Source organism: Winogradskyella vincentii (assembly GCF_020166345.1).
GTDB classification, from domain to species: Bacteria; Bacteroidota; Bacteroidia; order Flavobacteriales; family Flavobacteriaceae; genus Winogradskyella; species Winogradskyella vincentii.
On record NZ_JAIUJS010000002.1, the window covers coordinates 522,930 to 540,100 of the forward strand.

At 33.8% G+C, this 17,171-nt stretch carries 12 protein-coding genes; 2 read left to right on the plus strand and 10 right to left on the minus strand.

The genetic code is table 11. The annotated features are described in order from the left end of the window. Window positions 1–3: 3 nt before the first annotated feature. The 7 genes from LBV24_RS05535 to LBV24_RS05565 all read right to left on the minus strand — a co-directional run bounded on the left by LBV24_RS05535 (window position 4) and on the right by LBV24_RS05565 (window position 7,870). On the minus strand, window positions 4–1,089 hold the full coding sequence (locus LBV24_RS05535; RefSeq protein ID WP_224477592.1) for a DUF3179 domain-containing protein: 1,086 nt from the start codon (window positions 1,087–1,089) through the stop codon (window positions 4–6). 8 nt (window positions 1,090–1,097) lie between these two features. Then, on the minus strand, window positions 1,098–2,066 hold the full coding sequence (locus tag LBV24_RS05540) for a hypothetical protein (RefSeq protein WP_224477593.1): 969 nt from the start codon (window positions 2,064–2,066) through the stop codon (window positions 1,098–1,100). 55 nt (window positions 2,067–2,121) lie between these two features. Then, window positions 2,122–2,556, minus strand: coding sequence for a universal stress protein (locus LBV24_RS05545; protein WP_224477594.1), 435 nt, complete (start codon window positions 2,554–2,556; stop codon window positions 2,122–2,124). A 118-nt stretch (window positions 2,557–2,674) separates the two neighbouring features. Beyond that, window positions 2,675–3,586 (minus strand): amidohydrolase family protein, encoded by a 912-nt coding sequence (locus tag LBV24_RS05550; protein WP_224477595.1) that lies wholly within the window; start codon window positions 3,584–3,586, stop codon window positions 2,675–2,677. Next, window positions 3,579–4,547, minus strand: coding sequence for an L-threonylcarbamoyladenylate synthase (locus LBV24_RS05555; protein WP_224477596.1), 969 nt, complete (start codon window positions 4,545–4,547; stop codon window positions 3,579–3,581). Before LBV24_RS05555 ends, LBV24_RS05550 begins: the two co-directional genes overlap by 8 nt. Before the next feature lie 39 nt (window positions 4,548–4,586). Continuing rightward, the gene (gene polA, locus LBV24_RS05560; RefSeq protein ID WP_224477597.1) at window positions 4,587–7,433 is read right to left on the minus strand and encodes a DNA polymerase I; all 2,847 of its coding nucleotides are present in this window, start codon (window positions 7,431–7,433) and stop codon (window positions 4,587–4,589) included. Window positions 7,434–7,609: 176 nt separating this feature from the next. Then, on the minus strand, window positions 7,610–7,870 hold the full coding sequence (locus tag LBV24_RS05565) for a hypothetical protein (protein ID WP_224477598.1): 261 nt from the start codon (window positions 7,868–7,870) through the stop codon (window positions 7,610–7,612). A 277-nt stretch (window positions 7,871–8,147) separates the two neighbouring features. On the opposite strand from LBV24_RS05565, the gene LBV24_RS05570 reads away from it, so the two are divergent. Further along, window positions 8,148–9,560, plus strand: a complete 1,413-nt coding sequence (locus tag LBV24_RS05570; protein ID WP_224477599.1) for an aldehyde dehydrogenase family protein — start codon at window positions 8,148–8,150, stop codon at window positions 9,558–9,560. Here the strand turns inward: LBV24_RS05570 and LBV24_RS05575 are convergent. The 3 genes from LBV24_RS05575 to LBV24_RS05585 are packed head-to-tail and all read right to left on the minus strand — an operon-like array spanning window position 9,557 to window position 14,878. Next, window positions 9,557–10,561, minus strand: a complete 1,005-nt coding sequence (locus LBV24_RS05575) for an isoaspartyl peptidase/L-asparaginase family protein (protein ID WP_224477600.1) — start codon at window positions 10,559–10,561, stop codon at window positions 9,557–9,559. The genes LBV24_RS05570 and LBV24_RS05575 overlap by 4 nt on opposite strands. After that, entirely contained in the window at window positions 10,558–11,865 is a 1,308-nt protein-coding gene (locus LBV24_RS05580) for a sugar MFS transporter (protein ID WP_224477601.1), read from the minus strand. Before LBV24_RS05580 ends, LBV24_RS05575 begins: the two co-directional genes overlap by 4 nt. 13 nt (window positions 11,866–11,878) lie before the next feature. Then, window positions 11,879–14,878 carry a GH92 family glycosyl hydrolase gene (locus LBV24_RS05585; RefSeq protein WP_224477602.1) on the minus strand — a complete coding sequence of 1,000 codons (3,000 nt, stop codon included), beginning with the start codon at window positions 14,876–14,878 and terminating at the stop codon, window positions 11,879–11,881. Here LBV24_RS05585 and LBV24_RS05590 point away from each other — a divergent pair. Further along, the gene (locus LBV24_RS05590) at window positions 14,873–17,170 is read left to right on the plus strand and encodes a beta-N-acetylhexosaminidase (protein WP_224477603.1); all 2,298 of its coding nucleotides are present in this window, start codon (window positions 14,873–14,875) and stop codon (window positions 17,168–17,170) included. The two genes, LBV24_RS05585 and LBV24_RS05590, sit on opposite strands and share 6 nt — an antisense overlap. Window position 17,171 lies beyond the last annotated feature (1 nt).

A 17,171-nucleotide genomic window follows, 5' to 3' on the forward strand; every position in this document is an offset into this window, starting at 1 on the left:
GGATCAATCTATGTAAATTTGAGGGTTAGGGTAGAAAGCTGCAGTTGCAAACCACATACTTGTAACGTTTACCGGGCTATTTAATTTTTGTCCCATTCTGGGACCATCAATAACTTTACCAAAAACTGACCAAGAGTTACCTTCATTATCGGTGAAAAACACATCAGAATTATTAAAAGCAAAACTATAATCTAATTGATTAAAAATACCATTTACTTCAAATGCTGTTATAATATTTTCATTTCCTATTACTAGATAGTTTTGACCATTAAAATTGTCGATAACTGCATTTCCATTAACAAAATCCGAAAATTTATACACTTTTGCCTTATCATCGTCTATTATAGTAAACACTCTTTGTTTATTAGGCAAAGCGGGATTCAAGGGGCTTGGTACAAAAAGAAAAAGGTCGTGATCTGTTTTATATGCACCATAAGGGTAATTTCCATATGGTTTGTCAAAACCAGTTTGTGTATTTAGTACTTCAGAATCTGGATACATATTTTTCCAAGTTCCCCAATTTGTTTCAATGACAGGATAGATTTCAGGGTAATCTCCAATAAGATCGCCATTTACACACTGCAAGCGCATTTGGGACCAATTGCTATCAGTCTCTCTATCATATAAGATTAGATTGGTATTATAAAGTAATCCTGACACACCAAAATGAGATTCAATACCACCTTCTACAGAACTTTCCCAAGCAAACGCTGTTCCTGTCAATGGGCAATATGAAATAGAAATGTCCTCAGAATCTATAATATCATTAACAATTTCGTGATAGTCTAAAATGAAATGCGGGTAAGCTCTTATGGTATTACCAATTTTAATGCCAACAACTAACTCATCATCGTCCATAGTTGTTTCGCTCGCAAGATTAAACATAGGGTTCTCAATAGATGGTATGCCATCCTTACCAGGCCCTCCATCTTCTACATCACCTACTGGAATTAGCCATGAATCTGTAGGAGTAGGGTCATTGTTATCTGTATTGTCCGAACCAGAGTCATTATTTGAAGGGTCGCTACTACTACAAGCAATTGCCAACAATATTGAAAATGATAAAATGAAGGGTTTAAAAGTTTTCATAGATTCTATTAATTTAACACTGCTTGTGGTTTATTGAATAAGTTAATTAAAAAACCTGAAGTAATTCTATATGTAGGTGTCAATTGAATACCCTCAGGTCTTGAATATATTGGTAATTCCGCTGAAACATTAAGTGATGTATTCTTAAAAATACTTACGGATAAATTAGGTATAATGAAAATCCATTCACCACCAGTATTAGGTAAATCAGCTGTATTAATTTTGTCTTGAGCTGCGTTTCGATATTTAAAAGTTATTCTTGGATTTATTACGGTGTTTTGAACTAGAAACTGGTCCGAAACCCCAAAATAAGCTTGTATATCATTACCAAATTCGTAAGTAGAATCATCAAAATATGAATTATTTTCACCTGTTTGTCTGTATATTAAGCGAGTTGAAAAAGCCATAGTTGGTCTAAAATCAAATGATTTATTTGCACCCAATAGATAAATTAAATCCCAAGAATTACTACCGGGTTGTAAATCTGCATTCAGTACAATACCTTGATCATTGGTTTCAGTAGATGATCCTAATGGTAATTTTACGCCAAAACCAATATCTAGTCTAAAACTTTTTTCAATATTATTAATGACTTTATATCTAACCAAAATGACCGCATCGCCAATACCATAGGTTTGATCTAGGTTTTCCTCATCAAATTGACTAATGATTCTTCTTTGGTTTACCCATGTAAATAATCCCTCTATAGACAGTCGGTCTGTAAAAGAATATCCGGCATTTAATAAAATAGAGTGCGTAGTTCTTAATCTAGAATTATCGTCAAGTGTTTCATTTTCATTCTTTAAGGTATTAAGATTATTAAAGTCGTAGCTCAATCCCAGAATTGCTGACTGGCCAGAGGAAAATTCAAGACCAAGATTATTGGATAGGGGAATACCTCCAGAACAACATGTTTGGCTAAAAGAAGTTTTGGTTATGGCAAGGCAAAACCCTAAAAGGAAAATTCTAAACTTCATTCAATAAAGGCATTCGTTATAAAGTTTAGACGAAGATATTTTTATTACTTACATTTTAGTCAAGAGGGACTACTAAAACCGGAATGTTAGATTTTTTAATTAAACTTTCTGAGACGCTTCCAAATAAAGCTTGATAAAAAATACCATAGGATTGATGACCTATAATTATAAGATCAATATTCAATTTTTTTGTTTTGTTTAAGATTGTTTCAACAGTTGCTCCTTGAATTAGTAAAGCTTCACTATTTACACCCTTTTGTTTTAATGAGTTTGTAATACTTTCAAGCTTTTTATGTTCTTCCCTCAGTTTATCTGCACGATTATCTCTTATAAATTGTGGGCCAGCATCATAACCAACAAAATCTGGATCTGGTGCTGCGACATGTATGAACCAAACTTTTGATTGGAAATTATCCCCTAATTCATAAGCTTTGTCAATAAGTAAATCCTCATTTCCTTTAAAATCAATTGGAACTAAAATATTCTTCATAACAATAATTATTAATTGTTAAACTTAAATATTGAGGCCTTTTTAAGATAGTGAATATTTGGGATATAAAATATGATAAATATTATTGTTGAATAAACTACTTATCTAATTGAATGATTTATTCTCTAAGAGAGTTTTTGTGAATCGTTTTTATTTCGTCAAATGTGAAGACGTTTGAATTGATTAGGTTTAAATACTCATCTGTTATGGTAGCATCAAATAATATAAGGTCATCTGTATTAATTGTAATGTTTATGCCATAATCAAAAAGTATTCTCGCTGGATGATTTTCTATATTCTTCACTGCACCTAATGCAATGTTACTTTGTGGGCAAATATTTAATTGGATACTATTTTTTAATATTAGTTCCATTGTATTTTTCGATTCTACTGCTCTGATGCCATGCTGAATTTCATCTGGATTGAGAATGTGGATGGTTTCTTCAATACTATTGTGGTTAGAAAACTCTCCAATATGGACTTTTGTTTTTAATCCATTGTCATTGGCAATATTATAAAGTCTTGTGAAGGGGTTTAAATCCTTACCTGCTTCTTGCCCATATAAATCAATACCATGAAAAATACCGCTATCAATACATTTTAAACTATAATTGTAAACTTTATCTATATCTAAATCTTTATTTACACCTATATCTGGTTTAAAATCAATTTTAGATTTGTATTTATCTTGAAGTTTCAAAACTTCTTCAATTACTTCTTCAATTGAATCGTTAAAAAACCTTGTAAGACCAATATCTACGCTAGCTTCTAATAGATTTACATTATCATCTATTGCACTTTGTATAGCAATGTCCATAAAATTTACTACATCCTCTTTGTGAGTCATTATTGTATTAAGTGTTCCATAAATGAAATCTATCATTCCAGGAAGACCGTTGTACTTTTTAGGGAAATTAATTTGAGCATTTGGATAGCGTTCAGAAAATCTCTTTTGAGAGCCTGCTAAATGTAAATGACTATGTAAATCAGCCTTTTTTAATTTTGATATTTTTTCTTTAATATTAGCCAAATTTGTTCTTAGTTGCTCTTGATAATCTGTCGTTTATGGACTTTCCAAGCCCATAATCTGGTAATTTCTCTGCGATAATAATATCCAAATCTTGATTATCTAATTGATGTAGCGCATCATATAGTTTCGACGCTGCTTCATCTAGATTTTTAGTTTCTGACAATACAATTTTAAAATGAATCATCTCATCATTTAAAATATCATTAAAGATTAATAATCCAATACGCTTTTCACGATTTGCTTCAATTGATTTAACCAAGTTTTCAGTGAGGATTGTTTTCGTTTGCGGCGCATAATGGCGTTCTAACATACCTGGTGCTTCAGGACTAATTTCTTCCTTGTTTTTGATTAAAATTTTGCCTATAACACGTTCTATCTCTTCAATAGGAGTAGATCCAAGTCTGTAAATGATGGGTTCATCATTTTCAAATCCTATGATTGTAGATTCAATACCGCTTTTACACGGACCTCCATCTAATACCATTTTAATGTCATGTTTAAAATAGTTTTCAACGTGCTCAGGTTTTGTTGGACTAATATTGCTAAATGGGTTGGCACTAGGTGCAGCCAATGGAAACTCCAATTGATTAAGAAGTTGAAGTGTTTTAGGGTGATTTGGTACACGTACAGCGACTGTTGGCTTGCCTGAAGTTATTAAGTCTGGGATAATGTCTTTTTTTGGTAAAACCAATGTTATAGGTCCTGGCCAAAAAGCATCTGCCAATAATTGTGCCTTGATTGGGACATAACTAACAATATTAGTAAGTCTGTTTTTTGATGCAATATGTACAATTAAAGGGTTGAAGCTTGGACGTTTTTTGGTTTTGAAAATAGCCTTAACTGCTTTCTCTGAAAAGATATTTCCTGCGAGACCATAAACAGTTTCTGTTGGAATTGCCACCAACTCTTCATTATTTAATAGTTCAACAGCTTTAGATATGTTTTTAGAAATAATGCCCATTCGTATTATTCGATTGCAATATTATTTTAGTTAAGAATATTAATGCGCTTCCAACCAATTATCTCCAATATCTAGTTCTACATCAAGCGGAACTTCTAGTTTGTATGCATTTTCCATTTCAGATTTAATCAGAGATTTCATTTCTTCTAGTTCAGGTTTGTAAATATCAAACACCAATTCATCATGAACTTGTAATAGCATTTTTGACTTGTAATTGCCTTTTTTAAGCCTATCATGGATTTTTATCATCGCTATTTTAATGATATCTGCTGCACTTCCTTGAATAGGTGCATTAACCGCATTTCGTTCTGCGGCACCACGGACAACAGCATTTCTTGAATTAATATCTTTTAAATAACGACGTCTACCCAAAACGGTTTGAACATAACCATTATCTCTTGCAAAATCTACTTGGTCTTGTATGTAAAGTCTCAGTTTAGGGTATGTAGCATAATATGTATCTATAAGCTCTTTTGATTCACTCCTGGTTAGATTTGTTTGATTACTTAAACCAAATGCTGAAACACCATAAATAATCCCAAAATTCACGGTTTTTGCGTTACCACGTTGTTCTCTAGTTACTTCTGAAATAGGTACATTAAATACTTTCGAAGCCGTTGAAGCATGAATGTCTTCACCATTCTTAAATGCTTCAATCATCGTTTCTTCTTCACTTAATGCAGCAATTATTCTCAATTCTATTTGAGAGTAATCGGCAGCTAACAAAGTGTAGTCTTCATTTCTAGGTATAAAAGCTTTTCTTACTTGTCGACCACGCTCAGTTCGTATTGGTATATTTTGAAGATTTGGATTGTTGCTACTTAATCGGCCAGTTGCTGCAACGGTTTGCATATAGTCTGTATGTACACGGCCTGTATGTTCTTCAACTTGTTGAGGTAGGGCATCAACATAGGTACTTTTTAGTTTTGAGAGTCCTCTGTAATCTAGAATATGTTGTACTATTTCATGATCTTTGGCTAGATAACTCAATACATCCTCAGCGGTTGAATATTGACCTGTTTTAGTTTTTTTAGGCTTGTCAACCAGTTTCATTTTTTCAAAGAGAATTACGCCAAGTTGTTTAGGTGATGCAATATTGAATTCTTCACCAGCAGCATTATATATTTTCTTTTCAAGACTTGCTATATCATTATTTAATTCTTCAGCTAACGAGTTTAAAAAATCAATATCAAGATTGATACCTTCTAATTCCATATTAGCTAAAACTCTTAACAATGGAATCTCAATTTCGTCAAATAGTTTTTGTGTATTTGCCTCACCCAATTCTTTTTGAAAATGCTCTTTCAATTGCAATGTTATATCAGCATCTTCAACAGCATATTCAGTTTGTTTTTCTAGAGGAACATCTCGCATAGATAACTGGTTCTTCCCCTTTTTACCAATTAAATCTGTAATTGAAATAGGTGTATAGTTGAGATAGGTTTCAGCCAACACATCCATATTATGTCGCATATCAGGATTTATTAAATAATGCGCCAACATAGTATCAAACAATTTACCCTTTACTTCAATATTGTATTTGGCTAATACCTTTATATCATACTTTAAATTCTGGCCAATTTTTTCAATATTTTCATTTTCAAAGAATGGTCTTAGTTCTTCAATTAATGACTGAGCTTCATTCTTGTCTTCTGGGAATGGAACATAAAAACCTTTACTAGCTTCCCAAGAAAATGCTATACCTACTAATTCAGCTGTTAATGGATTTAGACCTGTGGTTTCCGTATCAAAGCATACAGAAGATTGATTCAATAAGTTTTTCACAAACAATTTTGTTGCCATGCCAGGACTCACACTTTGGTAAAAATGAGAAGTGGTTTCAGCAGTATTGCGTGTGAAATCATTAGTTTTATTTTCGTCAGTTGTGCCTTCTCCTCCAAATAACGAAAACTGTCCAGCACCAGCAGATTTTTGCTCTTTTGGAGTAGACTTAACCTCAGTAGTTTTGCTAGTCTGTTGTGTCTGTGTATCTGTTGAGTTTTCGGTATTAAAGGTCTTTAAGAAATTTTCGGTTAGTCTTCTAAACTCAAGATTTTGGAATATTTCTTTGACCTTGTCAATATCTGGATGATCTAGCTCAAAATCCTTAGCATCGAATTCTACAGGGACATCTAGCATTATTCTTGCTAGTTCTTTAGAGAGTTTCCCAAGGTCTGCATTGGCCTCTACCTTTTCCTTCATTTTTCCTTTTAACTGATCAGTATTGTCCAAAAGGCCTTCCATACTTCCGAACTGATTGATAAATTTTTTAGCTGTTTTTTCTCCAACACCTGGTAAACCTGGTATATTATCACTTGCATCACCCATCATACCAAGAAAATCAATGACCTGCTCAGGAGTTTCTACCTCGAATTTTTTTTGCACTTCGGGAATCCCCCAAGTCTCATACCCTCCACCAAAAACTGGTCGATACATAAAAATATTGTCTGTAACGAGCTGAGCAAAATCTTTATCCGGCGTTACCATAAATACCTTATAACCTTCCTTTTCTGCTTGTCTAGAAAGTGTTCCGATAACATCGTCGGCTTCAAACCCTTCTTTTACCATAATTGGAATATGCATGGCCTTCAAAATTTCATGAATATATGGCACAGCTGTTTTAATGCCCTCTGGAGTTTCGTCACGATTTGCCTTATAGGCCTCATACATTTCAACGCGGTCTACACTGCCACCTTTATCAAAACAAACAGCTAGATGATCTGGACGTTCTCTTTTAATTACATCTAATAGAGAATTCATAAAACCCATAATAGCTGAAGTGTCTTCTCCTTTAGAGTTTATTCTTGGATTTTTTATGAAAGCATAATAACCACGGAAAATCAATGCATATGCATCAACAAGAAAAAGGCGTTTTTGATCTGACATCTACTTAAATTTTGAAGTCTATAAAACTACAAAAAAGTTAAGGTTTTATTATAGATGTTCAAATAATAAAAATTAGCAATGTAATGATGTTTTTAAACTTAGAATTTTGAAATATCATTTAAAATAAAAAGGCCGAAACAATTTGTTTCGGCCTTTTAACTATCTATAATATACTCTTAGCAAAGCTTTACAGTTTTAGTTTTTATCTGAAGACTCTTTCTGTAAGCTTTAATACTTATGATTTCAACATTTTTCTTACGGTTGATTTTTAAAAACTTAGCCTTCGCCTTAGCAGAAATAACAGTCTTTTTAGCAACTGGCTTTTCAACAGTTACATTTTCAACAAGTTCAGTCTCGTTATTAGCAACATTATCCTGCTGAGCGAAACTCGCTAGAGACATTGTTAAAAATAATATTAATACTAAACCTTTTTTCATAATTGTTTGAAGTGTTTTTCTATTAACTTCGACACAAATAAACATCAAAGGTCAACATGAGGCTTAATATTTTGGACGAATCAAGGCGATTATTAGATAACCTGTACTGGTTTGTAAAAAACATCGACGAAATACACCAATTCGGCCTGTAGCCCTTTAAAATCGTTGGTTTTGGGGTTCATTCAAACAGATTTCCGGTTGAAATGCAGAAGTTTTACAAAAACATCGATGAAATGCACTAATTTAGCCTGTATCCCAATAAACACAAGGATAAAAAATGACGCAAATATCTGAAAACCCATACTTTAAGCTCTTTTCAAAGCAAAAGGAGAATCAATACAAGGTTGCGCAAACTACTTATAATCAGAGAATTAAGAAGTTAAATGCACTTCAACGAGCCATAGAAATCACTTATCGAGAACAAATAAAAGATGCATTGTTCAAAGATTTGGGCAAACCAAAGGTCGAATCTGAACTATCAGAAGTTTATCAGATTATTGGAGATATAAAGTATATCAAGAGGCATTTGCATAGATGGACACGAAAGCAAAAGGTTAGAACACCCTTGTCTATGTTGGGTTCAAGTTCGTATTATATTTATGAACCAAAAGGGGTTTGTTTGATTATTTCACCATGGAATTTCCCTTTTAATTTAACCTTTGGACCGTTGATCTCTGCAATTGCTGCCGGGAATACTGCTATAATAAAGCCTTCCGAGATGACACCTAATTCTTCTGCTTTAATGGCTACCATCATAAAACATATATTTGATGAAGAAGAGGTTGCTTTAGTCGAAGGAGAGGTAGAAACATCTACAGAGCTTTTGAAGTTACCATTTAATCACATATTCTTTACAGGTTCACCTAATGTTGGAAAAATTGTAATGACCGCAGCTGCAAAGCATCTTGCTTCAGTGACATTAGAACTGGGAGGCAAGTCGCCAACTATAATAGATAAAACGGCAAATATTAAGCAAGCAACTAAAAAAGTTGTTTGGGGCAAGTTTTTAAATGCAGGTCAAATATGTGTGTCACCAGATTACATTTTAGTTGATGAACGAGTAAAATCTGAATTTATAGATTCTTGCAAGCAATGGATTGAGCATTTTTATTCTAAAGAACCACAACAATCTAATTCTTACGCTAGAATTGTGACACCTAAACATTTTAAAAGATTAAAATCTCATTTAGATAATGCCCAAACATTAAATGCCAAAATCGTTGTTGGAGGCAAGTATGATGAATCAAACAAATATATCTCGCCAACAATTGTAACGGATCTTAAGGAGGAAGCGTCTTTACTCAATGAAGAAATTTTTGGACCAATAATGCCAATAGTATCATATGAGACTATTGATAATGCAATTGATTATATAAATTCCAAAGAGCGCCCACTTGCATTGTATGTATATAGCAAGAAAAAATTATTTATCAATAAAGTAATCAAAAATACAAGAGCAGGAGGAACTTGCATAAATAACAATGTTATACATTATGCAAACCATAATTTGCCATTTGGTGGAACAAATAATAGTGGTATAGGTAAGAGCCATGGGTTTTTTGGATTTAAGGCCTTTAGTAATGAACGTGCAGTTGTTAAACAGCATTTCTTTGGTGCAGCAGAGTTTTTATTTCCGCCATACACAAGTTTCAAAGAAAAATTGGCGAAGCTAACAATTAAATGGTTCTAGCTTTTATTGTAATAATCAGATTGTATTTGCTCATTAATACCATCTTGAAACTTTGTCATGCTAAACCATTGATGGATTGAGTAACTTCCTGTCTCGCCTTTTTTGTTTACGGCGATATATCCAACCTGAAAGTCTTTGTAATTGCTGTTAGGTTTATTAACAATTCTTCCTATTGCTTCTTCGCATGCCTCTTGAGGTGATTTTCCTTGGCGCATCAATTCCACAACTAAAAAACTTCCCACTGTTTTTACAACTTCTTCACCTAAACCCGTCGCAACGCACCCTCCAATTTCATTATCTACAAAAAGACCTGATCCAATTATAGGTGAATCTCCAACACGTCCTGCCATTTTGTAAGCAAGACCACTTGTGGTACACGCACCTGATATATCTCCATTTTTATCTATGGCTAACATACCAATTGTATCGTGGTTTTCAATATTTATAATTGGTTTGTATTCACTCTTAATTTTCCATTCTTCCCAAGCCTTTTTAGATGCTTCTGTTAGCAAATCTTCTGGTTCAAAGCCCTTAGATATAGCAAATTCTTTTGCTCCAGAACCAGCAAGCATTACATGTGGTGTTTCCTCCATCACTTTTTTGGCTACTGAAACAGCATGAGTAATATCTTTCAGATATACCACAGCACCACAATTCCCATTTTTATCCATGATACAAGCATCTAGAGTAACATGTCCATCTCTATCAGGTAATCCGCCTTTACCAACTGATTGACCTTTTTCATTAGCCTCTTCTATCATACACCCTTGTTCAACGGCATCAAGTGCATTTCCACCAGCTTCTAAAACTTCCATAGCTTTTGCTGTAGCATTTTCTACATGCCATGTGGCAATAACTAAGGGTAACTTAGCTTTTACATTAGTGTTTAATGCCGTTTGTTTGTCCTTCGTGTTGTCTTCAGAACAATTAATCAGAGTCGAGCCTACCGCTAAACCTGCTCCTGTCAATGAAGCATTTTTTATAAATTTTCTGCGATTCATATTAATGCTTTTTTAGAATTTTTATAACCATACCATAATATATAAACATAGCATAAAATGATGAACATTAAAGCTGTTTTAAATCCTACATTATCTACAAAATTTCCATAAAGAGGTGGAATTATTGCACCTCCAACGATTGCTGTACATAAAAGACCTGAGCCTTTAGGTTTGAGCTCACCTATACCATCAATGGCAAGTGTAAATATGGTTGGAAACATAATTGAATTAAATAGTCCGACTGCTAGAATGCTCCACATGCTAACTATGCCAGTTGTGCTTATTGAGATGATAATGAGAGCAATAGCCATGGTTGCAAAAACACCGAGTACTTTACCTGGTTTCATAATTTTTGTTAGGTATGAACCAATAAATCTTCCTACCATGGCACCAGACCAATAAAATGTGACAAACACACCGACGATGGCTTTATTATCATTCTCCGTTAATCCAGAATTTAGAATGCCCTCAGCAATTGAAGTCATAAATCCATTTTGCTGAATAACTTCAACCAAATTCATATCTAAGAAGTAGTTAACAAGGTAACTGCCAATGGCAACCTCTGCGCCAACATAAAAGAATATACCTAATACACCAAGCATTAGATTTTTTTGTTTGAAAGCCTCTGCGTATGTACCGGTTGAGGTTTCACTAATTAGCTTTGGAAGTTTTGCAAAAAAGAAAATACCTGCTATAAATAATATAAATACGGCCAAACCAAGAAATGGGTTTTGTACGGCTGACGCTTCTGAAGCTAAATAAGTTTCTTTGGCTGAATCTGATAAAGTTGCTATCTCTTCTTTAGTTTTTATGGTATCGTTTAAAATAAATAGAGCGCCAACGGCTGGTGCTATTGCAGTACCTAAGGAATTAAAAGCCTGAGACAGGTTTAAACGGCTTGATGCACCTTCTTCAGAACCCAAAACGGCAACATAAGGATTAGCTGCAACTTGTAAAATTGTCATTCCGCCAGCTAGTATGAAATATGCTAATATAAAAATTCCGAATACCCGAAAAGACGCTGCAGGATAAAATAAGAAGCATCCTAATGCCATGGTGAATAACCCTAGAATAATACCACGTTTATAACCGATTTTCGAAAGTATATAACTTGCTGGGATTGACAGCAAGAAATATGCACCAAAAAATGCAAACTGTACCATACCTGCTTGAAAATAAGTAAGTGTAAATAACTCTCTCAGTCTCGGTATAAGAGAATCTACAAGCACTGTAATAAATCCCCATAAAAAGAATAATGTCGTTAATAGAATAAAGGAAGATCGATAAGATTTAGTTTGATTCATGGTTAGTTTGTTTTTATTTTATTGATATTTCATCAACAAAAATCCAGCTTTTACCGTTCATAGGGTGACCAATATGCCACTGTGGTAAATCGCCTAGTTTCTTAGCAATTACTTTGATATATCTATATTTTTTTGTCGGAATATTGAATTTTGTAGTTAGAATTTCTATTTCACTATTTTCTGTTTTAGCATCAATTTTTACGCTTCCTTCATTAAAGGCTTCAAAGTTTTTGCCATCTACGGAAACTAGACAAGTTACTTGAGTAGGATAAAATATCCATGCGCCTTGATCTCTTAGGAAGTTAATGGAAACGGTATTTACTATTTTCTGAATTCCTAAATCTACAGTAGCAATGACATCAGTATTCCAATAGCCTTGCCAACTTCCTGTTCTGTAGTTTTTGGTACTTCTTATGCCATCTATTAGGGCATCATTACCTCCTGCAGAGTATTGGTTGGCGTACTCACTATCTAGTTTAATGCTCAAATTAGGATCAATTTTGTAAAAAGGAGTGGTTAACACAGGGCTTTTTAATGCACCCTTTTCAGAATACAATTTCACTTCAGTATCTTCGGAAATAGTGAATGGTGAATTGTAAAGTTTAAAGTCTTCATCATTTAAAGCATAGTATATTTTTGCATTCTCTTGAGACGTATTTAAGACCACTTCCGTAGACCCTCTAAATGTAATATCGCCTTTTTCAATATATGGAGAAGGCAGAATAATATGATCCTTAATTTCAGTTGTTGGACGTTGGCTATCTCTACTTCCCCAAATGGCTGGATTATCATTCATATAGAATTCTAAAGTGCCTCCCTTCATTATTTCATCATGCATAAGGTAAGTTCTATCTAAATTCTCTCCATTTAAATAAACGGACTCAATATAAATATTAGTGTCACTTAGATCGTAGCTTTTAATAGTGAACACATTGCCGTTTTCTAGATAAATTGAAGCTTTGTCAAATAAGGGCGTTCCAATGATATATTGATTATTTCCAGGAGTTACTGGGTAAAATCCCATAGAAGAAAACACATACCATGCACTCATTTGCCCACAGTCTTCGTTTCCTGAAATTCCATCTGGAGTATTTGTGTACAGTTCGGTTAATATTTGATGAACTTTCTCCATGGTTTTATGAGGGCGACCTACAAAATTATAGAGATATGCCATATGATGACTTGGTTCGTTACCATGTGCATACTGACCTATTAAACCTGTTATATCGGATTGATCTCGACCAGAAGTTTCAGTTTTAGCATTGAACAACTCATCTAACTGATTTTGGAGTTTGTCTTTTCCTCCTAGTAAATTCATAAAACCTGAAATATCCTGTGGGACATAAAAGCTGTACTGCCATGAATTTGCTTCAGTATAATTAAAGTTAACCTCATAAGGATCAAATGGCGAGAACCAAGTATTTCTGAAACGACCCCTCATAAATTTACTTTCAGGGTCAAATACATTTTTGTAGTACTGCGCACGCTGAATGTATGTATTGTAATCTTCGTCTTTACCCATTGCTTTTGCCATTTGCGCAATTGTCCAATCATCATAGGCATATTCTAAGGTTTTTGAGACCGATTCACTTTCTTCATCTACTGGAATAAAACCATACTTTTTATAAGCCTCTAACCCAAACTTATCCCTTGTCGCCGAATGCTTCATAGCTTCAAAAGCCTTTTCTACGTCGAAGTCTCTAATACCTTTGAGATAGGCATCAGCAACTACCGGAACAGCATGGTAACCAATCATACAATCGGTATAATTACCTGCTAAATCCCACATTGGCATTATACCACCTTCATCATATTTCGCTAAAAAAGTATTTATAAAGTCATTGGTTTTTTCTTGTTCTATTATGGTATACAGTGGATGTGCCGCTCTATAGGTGTCCCAAAGGGAGAATACAGTATAGTAATCGAAGTCAGCATGATGAATATCTAAATCCATACCTCTATAACGGCCATCTACATCTTGATAGCGATTAGGCGCTATCATTGTGTGATATAGCGCTGTATAGAAATTAGTTTTTCTATCAAGGTTATCATTTTCAATCACAATTTTTGAAAGTTGAGATTCCCAATAATCTTGTGCTTCTTTTTTAACGGTTTCAAAAGATTTATTGCCAATTTCTGCATTCAAATTCTCGCGAGCTCCCTTTTCATCCACAGCTGAAATCCCGACTTTGGTGTAAATAGGCTCGTTATTGGGATTATCTAAAAGTAATACTGCTTTTTTACTTTTAAATTTATAATTCTTTGAAAGCACGACACCTTCACCATCGTCATAAACTATGTCCTTGATTGGATGTGAAAATTTAATATGATAAAATAATCGTTGGTCTTTTGCCCAAGCAGATGAATGCCTGTTACCGCTTATTTCAAAATCATTTAGCTTATTAATTTTGTAATCAAGCAATTTATCTCGATGTTGTATATCTAGGACGATGTATTGGTTATCCTTTGAGGGATATTGATACTTATGCATGCCGCTACGTAATGATACGGTCAATTCAACATCAATATTTGTAGTGTCTAAATGTACCTTGTAATATCCTGGTTCTGCAGATTCATTATCGTGTGAAAAGTGTGCACGATAGCCATCATTACCATCAGCTCCATTATTAAATTGAATTTTATTCGTTGGCATTAAAAGTACGTCGCCATAATCGCTTATCCCTGTACCGCTCAGATGTGTATGGGAAAAGCCGTAGATATAACTATCCGTGTAATGATAGCCAGAACATCCATCCCAACCTTCTAAACGCGTATCTGGGCTTAATTGCATCATGCCAAAAGGCAATGTTGCACCAGGATATGTATGACCATGACCACCAGTACCAATAAAAGTATTTACATAGTTGATTAGAGGTTGATCTTTTTTTGCTTCGGTAATTGTTGTTGAGGTATTACAGCTAATTAGTAAAGCAAAAACAATTAAAACAGAGGGTAGTTTAAAGGTCATCAAAAAGATTGCTAAATTTAATGCATCTAATATACTAAAATGCATTTCAAGACCTTTGTTCGTATTTTCATTTTATCCATTTTAATTATAAGTTGTAAGGATCAATATTTTGAAGAGGGAATTGTATCTATATTACCAAATCCGAATACAATAGAGACTTCTGAAGATTATTTCGTTTTAAATAGCGATACAGGAATTAATTCAAACAGTCAATTTTCCATCAGTACAGATTTTTTAAAATCATATATAAAATCTGGTAGTGGGTTCAATTTGAAAAAAGGGGATGAGATTCGATTTTCTAAGAATGATACTTTAGAGGCTGAATCTTACAATCTTCAAATTTCAAAAAACGAAATAAAGATTGAAGCAAGCACAGACCAAGGTGCTTTTTATGCCATTCAATCTTTTAGACAACTTTTACCAACAAGTTTTGAAGACGGAACTTTTAAGAATAGTGAAGTTAAAATTAAGGCCTTAACTATTAAGGATAAACCTCAATTCCCATACAGAGGAATGCATTTAGATGTTGGAAGACATATGTTCTCTGTAGATTTTATAAAGAAATATATTGATGCTTTAGCAATGCTAAAAATGAATACCTTCCATTGGCATTTAACCGAAGATCAGGGTTGGCGAATTGAGATAAAAAAATATCCTGAATTACAAGAAGTTGCAGCATACAGAGATCAAACTTTAATCGGTCATTATAGTGATCAACCGCATCAATTTGATGGTGAAAAATATGGAGGATTTTATACCCAAGAAGAAGTAAAAGAAATTGTTGCCTATGCTCAAGAACGATTTGTGACTATTATTCCTGAAATAGAAATGCCAGGCCATAGTCAAGCAGCAATTGCTGCTTATCCAGAATTAGGATGTACAGGTGAACAAGTGGAGGTAGCTCAGAAATGGGGTGTTTTTGAAGAAATTTATTGTACAAAAGATGAAACCTTTGATTTTTTGGAAAATGTATTGGATGAGGTGTTAGAGTTATTTCCTAGTAAATATATTCACATTGGTGGTGACGAAGCTCTTAAAACCAGATGGAAATTATGTAATCAGTGTCAGATTAGAATTAAGAATCAGAGGCTTAAAGATGAGCACGAATTACAAAATTATTTTATCTCCAGAATGGAGCAGTATCTCAATTCAAAAGGAAGGCAAATTATTGGTTGGGATGAAATATTAGAAGGTGGTTTGGCACCAAATGCTACGGTAATGTCATGGCGAGGAACCAATGGTGCAATTGAAGCAGCAAAGGCTGGTCATAATGTTGTAATGACACCAACTTCACATTGTTATTTTGATTATTATCAATCTGAAAATGATGACGAACCACTATCTATTGGTGGGTTTTTACCGTTAGAAAAAGTATATAGTTTTAATCCCATTCCAGATGAATTGACAGTAGAGGAATCAAAATTTGTCCTTGGAGCACAAGGAAATATCTGGACAGAATATATGCCAACCGAAGATCAAGTTGAATATATGGCATTTCCACGGATACTTGCTATGAGCGAAGTACTTTGGTCTAATTCCAAGAGCAAAAATTATGAGAATTTTGTGGCTAGAGTGGAATATTTTCATGAAAGACTAGACGTCTTAGATATAAATTATGCCAATCACTTATATGAAATTGAAGGTAACATGACATCAGAAAAAGGCAAATCTTTTTATGAGCTAAAAACACTGTCCAAAAACAAGTCAATGAGATATACAATTGATGGTACTGAGCCTAGCTCTAATTCTACAATGTATTCAGAAAAAATTCCAATTTCAGAATCTACAGTTGTAAAAGCCCAAGTTTTTGACGGAGACCAAAAGCAAGGTAATACGTTTATTCAAGATATAAAGTACCACAAGGCTGTTGGTGCAAAGATTACAATAGATAAAGCACCGCATAAAGCATATGCTGGTAGTGGTACAGAAGGATTAGTCAATGGTATATCAGGAAATGATAAACGCTATGGTGATAAAGAATGGCTAGGATTTTGGGGAGAGGATATTGAGATAACCATTGATTTAGTTGAAGAAAAAGAAATTACTACTATTAAGACACGGTTTCATAATGGAAATGGGCAATGGATCTATGCGCCGAAGAAAATAATGTTGGAATTCACCTTGGACGATGGTACAAAAGTTACAGACAAAGTAGCAATTAATAACCACAAGGAAGTAATCACCAATTTTGACTATAATTTTATCACGCCTGAAGACTTAAATATTAAAGTAAAATTAATTAAGCTTATAGTTCCAAATTATGGTACAATACCGGATGGTAAACAAGGAGCTGGAAACAAAGCATGGACTTTTATTGACGAAATAATAGTAAACTAAA